We start from the raw sequence: 12905 nt of genomic DNA, 5'->3' as shown, positions 1-12905 counted from the left end.
GACGTGCGTGCGCCGTTCCTCACCTGATACGGGGGCTCGGCCCACCACGACCGCTGTCCTGGATATCGTTGTCATCGATCATGATGCGCCGGGCCCCGGTGTGCGGCAACCGGAGTACCCCGGGCGTGTCCGGCCGGGGTGCGCGGCCCGCAGGTGCGCATGCGGACCCCGGCGGGCTGCCGTATGGTGACGGAAGATATCCGCGCCTGAAACGGTGCCAAGGGTGACATTTCCCCTGGCCCGGCCAGGGCCGCACCGTGTCGACGCGTTCGTCCGATCCGCTCTGATCCCCTGTCTGATCCCCCTCTGAATCGCCCGTCGGGTGCCCATCGCGGACGCCGCGAAGCACCCCTGCGACCAGGCGGACCCGGTACCGTCCGCGACGCAAGCCCGGAGGCATCCCATGAGCAGCCAGCCGAAGGACCCGCCCCAAGCGCGCTTCTGGAACGTGGAGGACGTGCCGGGCCTCGACTTCGACCCCTTCATGGAGCAGACGCTGGCGCAGGGCTCGCTGGCCCGGGTCAAGCTGCCGCACGGCGAGGGAGAGGCCTGGCTGGCGGCGAAGTACGAGGACGTCAAGTTCGTCACCTGCGACCCGCGGTTGAGCAGGCAGGCCCTGGTCGGGCGGGACGTCACCCGGCTCGCCCCGCACTTCATCCCGCTCGACGACGCGGTGGGGTTCGCCGATCCGCCGGAGCACACCAGGCTGCGCAAGACGGTGTCGAAGGTGTTCACCACCCGGCGCATCGCCCAACTGCGGCCGCGCGCCGAGCAGATCGTGAACCGGTTGCTGGACGGGATGGAGCGGTGCGGGCCGCCCGCCGATGTGATGGAGCACCTCAACACGCCGTTCTCCCTCGCCGGGATGAGCGAGTTGATGGGCGTGCCCGAGGAGGACTGGCCGAAGATGGCCGACTGGACCCGCAAGGTGATCTCCGCGGGCATCGGCCGCGCGGTCAGCGAGCAGGCCAAGGAAGAGATCGGCGAGTACTTCGACGCGCTGGCCACCGAGCGAGGGCGGTCACCGCGGGACGACCTGCTCAGCCATATGGTCGCCGCGGAGCGCGAGGGCGGGCTCAGCCGCCGGGAACTGGTGGCCTTCGCGGTGCTGATGCAGATCAGCGGGATGAACTCGGTGCGGTTCAACAGCGCCAACATGATCTATCTGCTGCTCACCCATCCGGAGCAGCACGCCCGGCTGCGCCGTGAGCCGGAGCTGCTGCCGCAGGCCGTCGAGGAACTGCTGCGGTTCATCCCGCACCGCAACGCGGTGGGCATGGCCCGGGTGGCGACCGAGGACATCCGGTACGGCGAGGTGACGATCCGCTGCGGCGAACCGGTGTACGCCTCGTACCTGGCGGCCAACCGGGACCCGGAGCGGTTCGCCGAGCCGCACGCCCTCGACTTCGACCGTGACTTCAATCCGCACCTGGCGTTCGGCAACGGCCCCCACTACTGCGTGGGGGCGTCGCTGGCACGGATGGAGTCCGAGGTGATGCTCCGCGCGCTGCTGGACCGGTTCCCCGGTCTGGAGCTCGCGGTCGCGCCGGAGGAGATCCAGTGGCGTCGCGGTGAGCTGATCCGCGGCCCGCAGGCGCTACCAGTGACCTGGTGACGCGACCCGTGAAGTGAGGTGAGGACACGATGAGCACGCTCACGCTGAACGCGTTGGACGGGCTGGTGGTGGCGCCGGGCGAGGGCCGGACGCTGGTGACCGGCGCCCAGGAGGTCACCTTCAAGGTCACCGGCGAACGCAGCACGGTGGGCTCGCTGTTCGAGGTCGTCGTACCCCCGGGGTTCGACGTGGGCGCCCATGTGCACGCCAACAGCGAGGAGTTGTTCTACGTGCTGGAGGGCGAGCTGGACCTGCTGGCCTTCGAGCCCAAGGTGCGCACCCCGGACGGTTGGCGCGGCTGGGAGTCCCCCTCCGGCATGCGACCGGTACGGGGCACACCGGGAACGGTGGCCCATGTGCCGCCGGGGTGTCCGCACGCGTTCGCCAATCCGACGGACAAGGAGGCCAGGATGCTCTTCCAGGCCTCGCCGCCGCCCGCGCACGAACGCTACTTCGAGGAGTTGCTGGAGATCCTGTCGTGCGACGGTCCGCCGGACATGGCCGCCATCGCCGAACTGCGCGCGGCGTACGACATCCACCAGCTGACACCGCTGCGCACCCGCCACCGGTGACCTCCGGCGAGGGCGTGGCAGGAGGTACGGCCAACGGCGCAACCATTCGCGCGCCTGGGTCGTCTTACTCCTCCTGCCCATCGACCCGCAACGGAGCACCATGCACGTCCTGTTGTCCGGCACCGTCGGCTCCACCGCGTACGGCCTGGCCCACGAGGGGTCCGACATCGACCGGCTCGGCGTCTTCGCCGCGCCCACCGTGGCGTTCCACGGCCTGCGCCGCCCGGCGGAGTCCCATGTCACCACCAGGCCCGACCGCACCCTGCACGAGGCGGCCAAGTACTGCCGCCTCGCGCTGAGCGGCAACCCGACGGTGACCGAACTCATCTGGCTGCCGGACGAGTTGTACGAGGTGCGCACCGCGCTCGGGGACGAACTGATCGGCATCCGCCGGGCGTTTCTGTCGGCGGGGGCGGTGCGCGACTCGTATCTCGGTTACGCCGCCCAGCAGTTCCGGAAGCTGCGGGCGCGGGCGGGCGCGCAAGGCCGCAAGCGCTCCGAGAAGCACGCCCGGCACCTGGTGCGGCTGCTGGAACAGGGCGCGGAACTCCACCGCACCGGGCACCTGACCATCCGGCTCGCCGACCCCGACCGGGTCCGCGCCCTGGGGGTGCGCATCGCCGCGGAACCGGACCACGCGCTGCCGCTGCTGTCCCGCGCCGAGGACCGGTTCGCCCGTCCGGGCGCCCTGCCCGAGGCCCCCGACGAGGCCGCCGCCGAAGCCTGGCTGCGCACGGTGCGCGCCGCGCTGTACGCGAGGAACTGAGCGGTCCGCTGGGAGTGCGGCGATGTGCCGTCGATCGTCCGCGGCGCCATGGTGGGTGGTCGCGCCCACGCGCCGGAGCCGCACATGAACACAGCCCCGCGCCCCTTCAGGGCGCCACCGAGCCGCAGCGGACATCGCCCGACCTGCTCAGGGCGTGTCCGGCGGGACTTGGTCGGGCCAGCCGGTCACCCAAGGCGATCTCTCAGGCCGTCAGGCCATCCAGTGCCGGGCCGATGCCGCGCAGCACACCGGGCCAGCCGCCGCCCATGCCGTCGAACGCCTGCTTGCCCATGGGCGAGTCAAGGTCGAATCCGGCGTGTTCGAGGAACAGGCGGGTGCCGTTGCCCTCGGGTTCCAGCCGCCAGGTGATGGTGGTGTCCAGCGAGCCCTCGGCGAAGCTGTAGCGCAGCAGCCGCTCGGGCTCCACCGCGATCACCTCACACGGCTGGTGTCCCCAGGGCCCCATGTCCAGGGTGAAGCGGTGGCCGACCACGGGCCTGACGTCGCCCGCCGCCCACCAGCGGGCGTGCCACTGCGGATCGGTCAGCGCCCGCCACACCACGGCGGGCGGATGGGCCAGGAACTGGTCGCAGTGGATGACAGCGGGGTCGGTCACGGGTTCTCCTCGTCGAGTAGGTCGCGCAGCGAGCGCATGCGTTCGCGCCAGTAGTGCTCAAAGGGGTGCAGCCATTCCTGCACCTGCGCGAGGGGCTCCGCCACGAGGTGGTAGTACCGCTGGCGGCCCCTCGGCTCCTCCCGTACGAGGTGGGCGTGGCGCAGCACCTGCAGGTGCTCGGAGACCGCTGGGCGGCTCAACGAGAACTGGCTGGCCAGGTCGTTGACCGCGCGCGGTCCCTCGCGCAGTGATTCGAGCAGCTTGCGGCGCACGGGGTTGGACAGTGCGCTGAAGACGTCTGTCGGCACGGCGCCACCATACGTCGGAAAATCCCGACGCGTCAAAGATTTCCGACGCGTCGAGTGCCGGAGGCCGGGCGTCTAGGGTGTGCCCATGGAAATCTGGATCAACCCCGCCTGCTCCAAGTGCCGATCGGCGATCAACCTGCTGGACGAAGCGGGCGCCGACTACACCGTCCGCCGCTACCTGGAGGATCCGCCCAGCGCCCAGGAGCTGCGCGAGGTCCTGGACAGGCTGGGCCTGGAGCCCTGGGACATCACCCGCACCCAGGAGCCGGACGCCAAGGAGCTGGGCCTGAAGGACTGGCCGCGGGACGCGGCCGGACGCGACCGCTGGATCGAGGCGCTGGCCGCGCACCCCCGGCTCATCCAGCGCCCGATCATCACCGCCGACGACGGCACCGCGTCGGTGGCCCGCACCGAAGAGGCGGTACGGGACGCGCTGGCCCGCAAGTAGGGGATTCGGCGGCTGCCCCGAACCAGGGCCGCCGCTCGTGGACGCCCGGGTGGTGCCGGTCCGGCCTACCCGGTCAGTCCGGCGGGGGTGACGTGTCCGGGCTCCAGTCTCGCCGCTCAGGCTCCGACGGCCGGTCTCCAGTCCGGCCGCTCAGGCTCCGACGGCCGGGTGCCGTCCGGGTCCGCCGCCCGGTCGGCACGGTTCGGACGACGGCCCCCGCGCCGCCCGCCGCTCACCCGGTGAGCGCCGCGGCCGTGAACAGCAGAGCCGGGTACGCCCCGGTGAAGGCGAAGACGAACGTGCTCAGCCCCATGGTGACCGCGATGCCGAGGTGCATCACCGCACCGGCGGCGAGGAACCCCCAGCGCGGGGCCTCCGGCAGGACCAGGGTGAGCCAGAACGTCACCTCCAGCGCCATGACGCCCCACGCGAGCAGGAACCCCAGGTGTGGCCGGGCGCGCAGGGCCGCGGCCACCCGGGGCGAACCATAGGCCCGGGTGGAGAGGATCTGCGCGAGGCACGAGCCGTCGCGCCACATCGGCGAGACCGCCTTCGCCACCCCGGCGATCAGATAGCTCAGCACCAACTGGCCAGCGAGGAAGGCGAGGCAGAGGCGGCCGACCGTGCCGCCGGTGATCAGCGTCACGGCGGCGGTGAGCAGGCACAGGGCGGCCATCTGGTCCGCCCCGTCGGTGCCGAAGTCACTGCGGTGCAGACCCAGCAGCAGGGTGGACAGCAGCAGACAGGCGAGCACGGCGGAGCCACCTGTGGACAGCGCCGCCACGACCGGGGCGGCGAGGCCCGCCGCGCACTGGACGGCCAGCACCGCTCGGTACCGCTCCCAGACGAAGAGCCCGCGCACCACGGCCGGGCAGCGGTGCGGGTGCGCCCCGACCACGGACCACGCCAGCGCGCCGCCCTCGCCGAACTCGCGGGCCTGGCGCAGATCACGCGCCGCCGACACCGCCAGCCCGCTGCCAGCGACGGCCAGGATCGCCCGGGCTGCCCCGGTCTCGGTCAGTGTGATGGTCCCGTGCAGCATGACGGTCTCGTTCAGCATCGGGTCCCTTTCCGTGCGCCGACCCGGCGCGGCCCGGCCTCCCCGGTGGCGGTCGGCTGCTCACCGGGCTCACGCGCACTGGGCTTACGTGCGCTGGGCTCCGGCGCGCCGGGCTCCCACATCCCCGGCTGCGCGCGGCCGACGGCCGTCTCCAGACGGTGCACCGCCGAGACGAAGACCACCTGCGGATCCTCCTCCCGCAGGCTGGCGTGGACGATGACGAACTCGAAGGCGACGGCGGCCGCGTCGTGCGGCGCCGCGGCGGCCCGGTTGAGCAGCAGCAGATACGGGGTGCCGATCATCAGCCGGGCGTCCCGGACCCGCGTGTCCGGCTCCTCCTCCCGGCCCCTCGCGGCCCCCTGCGTCAGGTGCGAGGCGGCGTCGAACAGCGCCTTGCCCGCCCGGCCCCGCGCCCCGCCTTCTGGCAGGACCAGGCGCAGGGGGCTGACGGAGCCGTTGGCGAGGATGTCCCGGTACATCTGCACCTTGTCCTTCGTCGCCGGGTTCGGCGCGAAGAACGTCCAGGACGGCAGCAGCGGGGCGAACCAGGCGGGGATCCGCTTCCGGAGCGCGCCGCCGGTCCGGGGCAGCGCCCCCACCACGGTCAGCAGCAGCCACAGCGCCAGGACGACGGCCACGAGGACGGATCCCACGGGGCATCCGCTAGCGGGAGAAGTGGCGTCGGCGCGTGGCGAGCAGGTCGGCCACCGAGGCCGCGGGTCCGTCCGCCCCTCCCGTGATCTCCTCGATCTCGGCCTCCGACAGCACCGTGTCGCTCTCGCTCATGCCGCACCCGCCGCGTCCGTGCTTGCAGTCGACGGCGGCCTGTGCCGCAGCCGCGATGTTGTTGGTGATGACGTTCATCGTCGTGATCGTCTGGCACGGTTCCCGCGGCCCCATGTGGAGATGCCGCTCATCGGGACCGACGCTTTCGAGCAACCGGCGCTCCAGCGGCGTCAGTTCCGGCGCGCGGCGCAGGAGGAGATAGCTCGTCGCGACCGCGGGCACGTCCCGGCCGGGGTGCTCGACGATACGGAAGTCCGCATCCCGGATCGGGCCGCCGGTGTACGGGAAGGTCACCGTCCGGAACGGGCAGCCGTGCGGAAGCGCCAGATCGCGCGCCACCGTGTGGCCCGCGCAGAGCAGGTCGAACAAGGGCGACGCGGCAACCAGCCGGGTACCGGGCGCGGGCGGTGCGGGAACGGGTGCGTCCCGCAGAGCCTGCCAGTCGCCGCGCAGCGCGGCCTCGCGGAGCTGCTGCCACGAGGACGCCGCGGCGTCCCCCACGCAGAGCACCACCGATCCCGCGGGCGGCAGCATGCCGCCGTCCGCCACCCCCGCGGCATCGGGCGGGAGGGTCACCACGTCCACGCTCCGGGCCGTGGCGGCCGATGCTGAGGCAGTCATCACGGACTCTCCCGTCCATCGTGGTCCGGAGCCGAATGCCGGACCGGGCGACCAGTGTCACGCCGGGCCGTGGTCCTCAGCACCCCCCGAATATTGGGGGGTTGGCGAATCCTTTCCCGCTGCATTACCTGGAACCCGGAGGGAAACACCACCGACGACATGGAGCGAGGAGAGTGGTCGGCATGGCCGGTGCGGAACCCGAAGGACCAGACGCCCCGCAGCCCGCGGCCTCCCGCAGCGCGTACGTACGGCTGCTCGCGATGCAGCCGCGCACCGAGGGCGGGTGGCCCGCCTACCCGGACTTCTGGGTCGAGGGGCCCGGCAACGGGCCCGGGTGGCACGAGAGGTTCGGGGACAGTGGGCCGCCCGGGGCCCGGCGCGTCGCGCAGGGCGGCGGTGCGCGGCGGCCACGGGGCGGGTCCCGGATCACGGACGCCTTCCTCCGGCTGAGGTCGGCCCTCGGCCCAGGGCCCGCATGACGACGCCGCCCTACCTGCAACTCGTGGTGAAGGTGTCCAAGTTCTGCAACCTGCGGTGCCGCTACTGCTACGAGTACCCGTCGCTCGGCGACCGGACCGCGATGACGGTGCCGCAGGTGAGGACCATGATCCGGCACGTGGGAGAGTGGCTGGCGGACCAGCCGGGCCGGACGGCGGACTTCGTGTGGCACGGCGGGGAGCCCCTGCTGATGCCGCACGCGTTCTACCGCGAGGTCAAGCGGGCCCAGCAGGAGTTCCTGGAGCCCGCCGGGATCCCCTACGGGAACTCCGTCCAGACCAACCTCTACCGGCTCACCGACGAGGACATCGCTGTGATCCGGGAGGTCTTCGACGACGTCGGCGTCTCGGTGGACCTCGTCGGCGGCCAGCGCGTGACCGTTGCCGGCCGCCAGGCGCAGCCCCGGGTTCTGGCCCACATGCAGCGCCTGCTGGACGAGGGCCTGGACTTCGGCTGCATCACCGTGCTGTCCCGCTCCACGGCACCCCACGTCGCGGAGATCCACCGGTTCTTCGAGGACGTGGGCCTCGGCTTCCGGCTGCTGCCCGTCTACCGGACCGGCTACCCGGGGCAGCAGGCCCGGCACGGGCTCACGGCGCAGGAGATCGTCACCGCGCTGAAGACGCTCACCGACCGCTGGCTGGCCTCCGACAGCTCCATCACCGTCGAACCGGTCGACAGCTACGCGGCCAACGTCGTGCACGCCCTGCACGGCGCGGGGGAACAGCGCTTCTACGACAAGGAGCAGGGCGAGACCATCCTGGTCGTCGACACGGACGGGTCCGTGTACTCCAACGGCGATGCGTACGACCCGGCCCTGCGGCACGGCGACATCTTCACCGAGTCCCTGTCCGCCATGCGCCGTTCCCCGTCCTTCGGCGAGGCGCTGCGCCAGTCGCGGGAGCGGGTCCGCCAAACCTGCACCGGCTGCCGCTACTTCGGCTCCTGCTCCGGATTCTTCGCGGCGGAGTCCACCCCCGAACAGCGGTGGCGCGACCCCGTGTCCGGCCTGCCGTACTGCGGGGTGGTACGGCCCGTACAGCAGTACATCGAGGAACGGCTCACGGCCCTCGGACTGGTGGACCGGGTGAACCGCCGACTGGACCCCGCCCTCCTTGAGCGGCGGGCGCTCGGCTGAACCGCTCCCCACCGCGCCATTTCCCACAGGGCTGTTCCCTACGGCGCTGCTCCCTACTGCCTGAGCCCCGCGATGAGTTCCTCGCGCCCAGCCGTGCCCGTCTTGCGGTAGACGGACCGAAGGTGGTCGGCGACCGTGTGCGGGGACATGCCCAGGAGACGGGCGATGTGCTTGGTCGGCAGCCCGCTCAGCAGGTGCTCGACGATGGCCTGTTCCCGCGGGGTGATCCCGTACCAGGTGGAGACCGCTGGCAAAAGCAGGGCTGCTGGGGCGGGCTGGAAGGTGACCGTGATGTCGCCGTCGGTGCCGTCGAGGAACTGCGCGTGCGCGGCGACCCACCCGGTGTGCGTGGGGATCCGGCTGAGGGCCGTCCGGTGGGTGCGGCGCGTGTGGTAGGTGAAGCCCCACAGGAGATTGGGGAGTTCCTCCTCCGCAGTCCGCAGATGCTCGGGGACGAATTTGGCGAGCCAGGTGCGCGCCGTCGCCGTCATCCCCTTGACCGTGTCGTCGGGGCCGATGACGACCACGCCCGGGGCCAGCGAGTTACGGCCCGGCCGCAGCGGCTTGCGGGCCACGAACTCCCGAAGCGCGGCGGCCACCGGGCCCGCGAGCCGCTCGGTGCACAGGGCCTCCCCCTCCGAGAACCGTCCGTTTCCCCGGTCGCGAAGCAGGATCAGCCCGCCCCAGGTCAGGCCCCGGTGCGCGAGCGCGACGCGCATCTCGCTCCCGAACCCCTCCGTCGGTATGAGGACGTGCGACCGCACGCTCTCCGGGTAGCGGGACGAGGCCGCACTCAGCACGCACACCGGGCTGGGACCGCTCATGAGACGGGCGAAGGGGTGCGGTTCGCTGCCGAAGGAGTCGTCGATCTCCAGCCGGTGGGCCGAGGCCACGCTGTATCCGTGCTCCTTGTGGTGGAAGCAGCCGACACCGGTGAGCGGATCGAGCCCCGCCAGCATGTACCCGTCGTGGGGGACGAAGCGGTGCAGCCACCGGGACACCTCGGCGGCCAGCTCCGGAATCGTCGCGATGGCGCCCGCCACCGCCAGCAGTTCGCGGCACGCGTCCCGCTCGGCGGCGGTCACCCGGTACTCGGCCATGCCAGGCTCCCCGTCCTGCCGGGACGTCGCCCGGCCCCCGCACCCCATGCTCAGCGACACCGGCCGGACGTCGAATCGACGCCCACGACTGGATCACGGCCTCCCACCTGCCGCCGTACGCACCCGACCTCAACCCGGTCGAAGGCATCTGGTCACTGCTACGGCGCAGCAGCCGGGCCACCACCGCCTCCACTGACCCCGACCGCTTCGTCCCCATATTCTCCGACACGACCCTCGCCAGAATCCAGTACCGCAGCCATCGCCGTTGACGGATGCTCATCGCGACCGGCCTCGACGGGCCGGGGTGGGCCCTGGCGGTGCCCTGCTTCACTGCTCAAGACCTTCAGTCGACGGCGGGGGAAGTGATCACCCCGCTGAGGAAACCGAACAGCCCGAATTCATATCCTCATCTTCTGAAGGTTTCATTCAACAGAGAGCGATGACCGTGGGACTCACGTCCAGCTTGTTCCTCACAGTGCTGGTGATCACCGCCTTGGCGGTGGTCGCGCTGGCGCTGTGGCTGTGGCCGCGCGCCGCGAAGAAGGGCCCGCTGCAGTGGCTCGGCCGCCTCGGGCTGATCGCGGCGACGCAGATCGTGATACTGGGCGTGATCCTGGTCGGCGTCAACAAGAGCATGGGCTTCTACTCGTCGTGGACCGACCTGTTCGGCGCGTCCACCGGCAAGCAGGTGCTCACCGCGGGGACCGCCAGCACCCGCCCGGTCGCCCTCACCGTCAAGGGCGTGATCAACGCGGGCCTGCCCGGCGGCAAGGCGCACTCCGGTGAGGTGCAGAAGGTCACCTTCCACGGCCCGTCCTCCGGGGTGACCGCCGACGGCTTCGTCTACCTGCCGCCGCAGTACTTCCAGAAGGCACACCAAAGCGACCGGTTCCCGGTGGTCGTCGCCCTCAGCGGGCAACCGAACGGGGCGCTGCCGCGCACCGTCGCCGCCGACATCGTCAGCAACAAGATCAAGCCGACCATCTATGTGATGGTGCGGCCCACCGTGGTGCCAGGCCGGGGCGTCGACTGCACCAACGTGCCCAGCGGCCCGCAGGGCCTGGCCTTCTTCAACCAGGACCTGCCGCTGGCCGTCGCCGACCAGTACCGCGCCAGCGGTGCCCTCGGCTCCTGGGGCACCCTCGGCGATGCCACCGGCGGCTACTGCGCGCTGAAGCTCCCGCTGACCAACCCCACCCGCTACGGCGCGGGCGCCAGTCTGTCGGCCGACTTCACCCCGCGGACCGGCGGCACCGGCGATTTGTACGCGGGCAACACCGAGGTGAAGAACGAAAACGACCTGACGTGGCGGCTGGCGCACATGCCCGCCCCGCCGGTCTCCCTGCTGGTGCCGGGCGGCGGGTCCAGCACCCAGTTCCAGCAGAGCGCCAAGGCGCCCTCGCACGTCGACGCCCAGAACGGCACCGGCTACCCGGCCGCGATCCGCTGGCTGGACCAGAAGCTGGCGCTCACCGCCGCGCAACAGGGCTGAGGTTGTCCCGTTCCGGGGGTCTCCCGCTGAGCGGGGGCGCCCCCGGAACCGGTTCGCCGGGCGCCCCACGCGTTCAGCGCGGATCCGAAGTCGCCCACCAGCCAAGGGACTTGCCGCCGGATGTCCGCCCGCGCGACCGCCTCACCCTCCGCCCTCCAGGCAACCCGGCGCCGATCGCCACGGGTTGGCGCCCCCGCCGGACACCGCGCAGTGCGCCCCGGCACCGCGCTGCCCGGCCAGCCGCGCCACCCGCTCGTGCGCGCCCGGCGGAACGTCGTACACCAGATGGCAGAACCGCTCCGGGTGGTGCCGTGCGGGCCAACCGGGCGCCGCGGCACGGCAGTAGGACGGCCAACCGCCCTCGAAGGCCACCAGCACGTCGGCGATCTGGGCAGGGCGACGGCACGCGTTTTCCAAGCCAGGGTGTCCCCCCTGGGGCAGCATTCGCCATGCTGCTCCGGTCAACGGTGCGCGCAGGCACACCGCAGTACGGCGTGACCGCCGGTGAAGTGGATCCCGTGATGGTCGTGGGACGTGCGATGCGCTCTGCACGGCAACCGGGAATCCCCCATTTCCGGTGGGCGGGAGCGGACGAGCGCGGATGATGCCCGCGCTCGACGGTCACATTCTGCGGGCCCGTCGTAACCCGCGCACCGCTGTTCCACGGAAGCGGCGAGAAGTCTCCAGCGCGGGTGGGAAGTTCACATTCCACGTGCACCGCGTTGCCAGCGATCACGCCCCGGATGACATGCGGCGGCGCACCGGGCCAGGAGTAGAACGCGTTTTCGCTGGAGGATCGCCGGTGGTCATAGTGAGCCATCGACCAGCCGAAATCCAGGGAGCCCACGGAGAATTCACAGGAAAATCACATGATTTTCCATCACGCCGCCGCGGGACACCAGGGCACGAGAACGGGCGCGGCCCGCGTGGTGAACGACGGAGCCGCGCCCGACACTCGTAGCGTTGCCGGACCGACAGGCGGGACGGGGCGCGGTCCGCGGCCGGTCCGGCAGCCGCGAACCCTGGGAGCGCCGGTTACACGCCCGCGGCCGCCTCGTAGGCGGCACGAATATCGGCCGGGACCCGACCGCGCTCGTTGACGTTGTAGCCGTTCTCCTTGGCCCATGCACGGATCTTGGCGGTGTCCTGGTTACCGGCCACCACCGGGCGTGCCTTGCCGCGCCCCGCAGTGGTCCGCCCACCGGTCCTGCGGCCCGACTTCACAAAGTCCGCAAGGGACTTGCGGAGTTTCTCGGCGTTGGCCGCCGTGAGGTCGATCTCGTAGGACTTCCCGTCCAGCGCGAACGTCACCGTCTCGTCCGCCTCGCCACCGTCGAGGTCGTCGACGAGAAGGACCTGAACCTTTTGTGCCACGAGTTTTCTCCAGCTTGGTACGACTGATGGATGACGGATGCTACAGGAGACGCGATCGGCTGCTCCCAGGCTTCTGCAAACCTCCCGACATCATTCATAGGATGCCCCTAACTCCGGGGCGCTACTCATGAATTCACCGAGCCGGTTGGGCTCCGTCGCCCGACGGCTTGCAGGGCGCGGGGAATTCCTGACGGCGGCTGCCGTCGGCCGGGGCGCGGAAAGCGCTTCGGCGGCCGCGGGGACCGGCGTTGACGGTGCGTGGGATCGGGGCGAAATGGCTGTCAGGTGGCAACGCGGGCCGTATGACCGGCGGTAGAAGTCCCGGTGGTGGCCGCGACGGCCGTCACCGGTCACAACCGGACCCGCACTCATGGCTCACGGCCGAAAAGCGGTCAGGAATACGCGCGTTGGCGTTCTAGACGGCGCCCGAGCATCCGCCCCGCCGATGAATCCGATCCGCATCTCGGCCGAGGGCCGCCGTCGAGTCCCTCCCCGCGGCACCCCTTCCGGC

Annotated in this window: 15 protein-coding genes and 1 pseudogene; 8 read left to right on the top strand and 8 right to left on the bottom strand. The window is 71.4% G+C overall.

The features are described 5' to 3' along the window. The first annotated feature begins 403 nt into the window (after window positions 1–403). From NON19_RS01885 to NON19_RS01875, 3 genes are all read left to right on the top strand, one after another. Entirely contained in the window at window positions 404–1615 is a 1212-nt protein-coding gene (locus NON19_RS01885) for a cytochrome P450 (RefSeq protein WP_255924737.1), read from the top strand. 29 nt (window positions 1616–1644) lie between these two features. Then, window positions 1645–2187, top strand: a complete 543-nt coding sequence (locus NON19_RS01880) for a cupin domain-containing protein (protein WP_255924736.1) — start codon at window positions 1645–1647, stop codon at window positions 2185–2187. Between the two features lie 100 nt (window positions 2188–2287). Beyond that, entirely contained in the window at window positions 2288–2953 is a 666-nt protein-coding gene (locus NON19_RS01875; protein WP_255924735.1) for a DNA polymerase beta superfamily protein, read from the top strand. A gap of 202 nt (window positions 2954–3155) precedes the next feature. Here the strand turns inward: NON19_RS01875 and NON19_RS01870 are convergent, their stop codons facing one another. Together NON19_RS01870 and NON19_RS01865 are read right to left on the bottom strand one after the other, a co-directional pair. Continuing rightward, window positions 3156–3569: an SRPBCC family protein gene (locus NON19_RS01870; RefSeq protein ID WP_255924734.1), complete on the bottom strand. Its 414-nt coding sequence runs from the start codon at window positions 3567–3569 to the stop codon at window positions 3156–3158. Continuing rightward, window positions 3566–3877 carry an ArsR/SmtB family transcription factor gene (locus NON19_RS01865; RefSeq protein ID WP_255924733.1) on the bottom strand — a complete coding sequence of 104 codons (312 nt, stop codon included), beginning with the start codon at window positions 3875–3877 and terminating at the stop codon, window positions 3566–3568. Before NON19_RS01865 ends, NON19_RS01870 begins: the two co-directional genes overlap by 4 nt. An 85-nt stretch (window positions 3878–3962) precedes the next feature. Here NON19_RS01865 and NON19_RS01860 point away from each other — a divergent pair, with 85 nt between their 5' ends. Continuing rightward, on the top strand, window positions 3963–4325 hold the full coding sequence (locus NON19_RS01860) for an arsenate reductase family protein (RefSeq protein ID WP_255924732.1): 363 nt from the start codon (window positions 3963–3965) through the stop codon (window positions 4323–4325). 232 nt (window positions 4326–4557) lie between these two features. Here NON19_RS01860 and NON19_RS01855 read toward each other — a convergent pair whose 3' ends face one another. The 3 genes from NON19_RS01855 to NON19_RS01845 are packed head-to-tail and all read right to left on the bottom strand — an operon-like array spanning window position 4558 to window position 6792. After that, window positions 4558–5385 (bottom strand): HTTM domain-containing protein, encoded by an 828-nt coding sequence (locus NON19_RS01855; protein ID WP_255924731.1) that lies wholly within the window; start codon window positions 5383–5385, stop codon window positions 4558–4560. Continuing rightward, window positions 5379–6038: a hypothetical protein gene (locus tag NON19_RS01850; protein ID WP_255924730.1), complete on the bottom strand. Its 660-nt coding sequence runs from the start codon at window positions 6036–6038 to the stop codon at window positions 5379–5381. The genes NON19_RS01855 and NON19_RS01850 overlap by 7 nt, the downstream gene beginning before the upstream one ends. Before the next feature lie 10 nt (window positions 6039–6048). Next, window positions 6049–6792: a hypothetical protein gene (locus NON19_RS01845; protein ID WP_255924729.1), complete on the bottom strand. Its 744-nt coding sequence runs from the start codon at window positions 6790–6792 to the stop codon at window positions 6049–6051. A 182-nt stretch (window positions 6793–6974) separates the two neighbouring features. Between NON19_RS01845 and NON19_RS01840 the strand changes: the two genes are divergently transcribed. Both NON19_RS01840 and NON19_RS01835 read left to right on the top strand, forming a co-directional pair. Further along, window positions 6975–7271 carry a hypothetical protein gene (locus NON19_RS01840; protein WP_255924728.1) on the top strand — a complete coding sequence of 99 codons (297 nt, stop codon included), beginning with the start codon at window positions 6975–6977 and terminating at the stop codon, window positions 7269–7271. Further along, complete coding sequence (locus NON19_RS01835) at window positions 7268–8428, top strand: radical SAM protein (protein WP_255924727.1); 1161 nt, start codon at window positions 7268–7270, stop codon at window positions 8426–8428. Before NON19_RS01840 ends, NON19_RS01835 begins: the two co-directional genes overlap by 4 nt. Window positions 8429–8481: 53 nt before the next feature. On the opposite strand, the gene NON19_RS01830 is transcribed toward NON19_RS01835, so the two are convergent. Next, on the bottom strand, window positions 8482–9528 hold the full coding sequence (locus NON19_RS01830; protein ID WP_255924726.1) for a helix-turn-helix transcriptional regulator: 1047 nt from the start codon (window positions 9526–9528) through the stop codon (window positions 8482–8484). Between the two features lie 80 nt (window positions 9529–9608). Here NON19_RS01830 and NON19_RS33880 point away from each other — a divergent pair. Further along, a pseudogene (locus NON19_RS33880) lies at window positions 9609–9731 on the top strand (transposase); the annotation flags it as partial. Window positions 9732–9967: 236 nt separating this feature from the next. Continuing rightward, window positions 9968–11020, top strand: a complete 1053-nt coding sequence (locus NON19_RS01820; protein WP_255924725.1) for an alpha/beta hydrolase — start codon at window positions 9968–9970, stop codon at window positions 11018–11020. Between the two features lie 141 nt (window positions 11021–11161). Here NON19_RS01820 and NON19_RS01815 read toward each other — a convergent pair whose 3' ends face one another. Next, window positions 11162–11437: a putative glycoside hydrolase gene (locus NON19_RS01815; protein ID WP_255924724.1), complete on the bottom strand. Its 276-nt coding sequence runs from the start codon at window positions 11435–11437 to the stop codon at window positions 11162–11164. A gap of 618 nt (window positions 11438–12055) precedes the next feature. Continuing rightward, a complete protein-coding gene (locus NON19_RS01810) occupies window positions 12056–12394 on the bottom strand; it encodes a histone-like nucleoid-structuring protein Lsr2 (protein ID WP_255924723.1) in 339 nt (112 codons plus the stop codon). Window positions 12395–12905 lie beyond the last annotated feature (511 nt).

Origin of the sequence: Streptantibioticus rubrisoli, from assembly GCF_024436055.1 — a bacterium.
Taxonomy (GTDB): domain Bacteria; phylum Actinomycetota; class Actinomycetes; order Streptomycetales; family Streptomycetaceae; genus Streptantibioticus_A; species Streptantibioticus_A rubrisoli.
Note: the sequence above shows the minus strand (reverse complement) of the source record. Positions and strands in the feature narration are given on the sequence as shown.